Below are 1,516 nucleotides of genomic sequence, written 5' to 3'. Positions count from 1 at the left end.
GGCAGCAGGCCCGACCGGCAGTTCGCCGGCCGGCCGGGGCAGCAGGCCCGACCGGCAGTTCGTCGCCGACCGGGGTCAGGCGGTGCGCCGGTCCGGCAGGCCCGTCGCCGCCCGTAGCTCGGCGAACGCCAGTCCCAGCGTGACCGGGGTGAAGTGCGCGTTCAGTCCGCTCGGGTTGGGCAACACCCACAGCCGGGCGCCGGCCAGCGCCTCCGGCTGCGGCCCGAACGCGGCCTTCGGCCGGCGGAAACCGATCCGGTACGCGGTCACTCCCACCACCGCCACCCAGTCCGGCCGGTACCGGGCCACCTTGTCGGCCAGAATCTCGGCACCGTCGAGGAGTTCCTCGGTGCTCAGCTCGTCGGCGCGGGCGCTGGCCCGGGCCGCCATGTTGGTGATGCCGAGCCCGAGGGCGGGCAGGTTGCCCTGTTCGCTGGGGTGCAGCAGCCGTGGGGTGAAGCCGCCCTGGTGCAGCGCCGGCCAGAACCGGTTGCCGGGGCGGGCGAAGTGCCAGCCGGTGGCGGCCGACCAGAGGCCGGGGTTGATGCCGACGAAGAGCACCGCCAGCCCCGGCCCGAGGACGTCGGGGATGGTCCGGTCGGTGGCGGCGGCCAGCTCGGCGCGGGTGGGCCGGGGATGCCGGACGACTGAGGGGTGGCCCGGGTCGGTCGTCACAGCCCGCGCAGCGCGCCACCGTCGACCGGCACGGTGATCCCGGTCAGGTAGCTCGCGGCGGGGGAGAGCACGAACGCGGCCACCCGACCGAACTCGGCCGGGTCGCCGAGACGGCGCAGCGGGATGCTGGCCTCGGCTTCGGCGCGGGCGCGTTCCGGGTCGCCGGTAGCGGCGAACAGGTCCCGGTTGCGGTCGGTCAGGATCCGGCCGGGCAGCAGCCCGACCACCCTGATCCCGCGCGGGCCGTAGTCGTCGGCGATGTCCTTGGCGGCACCGACCAGACCGGGCCGCAGGCCGTTGGAGATGCCGAGGCCGGGCACCGGCCCACGGGCCGAGGTGGAGAGCACCAAGCCGACAGCCCCGCCCTCGGGCAGCACGCCGGCGATGGTGCGGACGGCGCGGATCGTGCCCAGGAAGACGGTCTCGAAGGAGAGTCGCCACTGCTCGTCGGTGATCACCGCGGCGTTGCCCGCGGGCGGCCCACCAACCGAGATCAACGCGCCGTCGAGCCGGCCGAAGTGCTCCTGCGCCGCCGCGACGAGCCGCCCCGGGGTCTCCGGGTCGGTCAGGTCCGCGGTCAACCCGACGGCCCGTTCCGGGCCACCCAGCCGCTGCGCGGCGGCGGCCACGGCGTCCGGGTCGCGAGCCGAGAGCACCACCCGCGCCCCGTCGGCGACCAGGCTCTGCGCGGTCGCGTAACCCAGGCCACGGGAGGCGCCGGTGAGCACGTACACGCGATCGGTCAGTCCGAGATCCATAACGCCGATCCTGCCGTATCCGGTACGCCGTCGCCAGCAGCGGTGGACACCGCCGGTTGGCCGCGGCGCGCGGCGCAGCAGGC

Annotated in this window: 2 protein-coding genes; both read right to left on the bottom strand. The window is 75.6% G+C overall.

What is annotated here, in order from left to right; genetic code table 11:
- Positions 1 to 75: 75 nt before the first annotated feature.
- Positions 76 to 675 carry a G/U mismatch-specific DNA glycosylase gene (mug, locus tag JM949_RS35905; protein ID WP_203152468.1) on the bottom strand — a complete coding sequence of 200 codons (600 nt, stop codon included), beginning with the start codon at positions 673 to 675 and terminating at the stop codon, positions 76 to 78.
- Positions 672 to 1,433 carry an SDR family oxidoreductase gene (locus JM949_RS35900; protein WP_203152467.1) on the bottom strand — a complete coding sequence of 254 codons (762 nt, stop codon included), beginning with the start codon at positions 1,431 to 1,433 and terminating at the stop codon, positions 672 to 674. The genes mug and JM949_RS35900 overlap by 4 nt, the downstream gene beginning before the upstream one ends.
- Between the last annotated feature and the right edge of the window lie 83 nt (positions 1,434 to 1,516).

Source organism: Micromonospora tarensis, from assembly GCF_016803395.1.
Classification (GTDB): Bacteria; Actinomycetota; Actinomycetes; order Mycobacteriales; family Micromonosporaceae; genus Micromonospora; species Micromonospora tarensis.
This window is presented reverse-complemented; position numbering and strand designations above follow the sequence as displayed.

Excerpts from the sequence above, each read along its gene's own strand:
- JM949_RS35900 (WP_203152467.1), bottom strand. The coding sequence starts at position 1,433 with ATGGATCTCGGACTGACCGATCGCGTGTACGTGCTCACCGGCGCCTCC.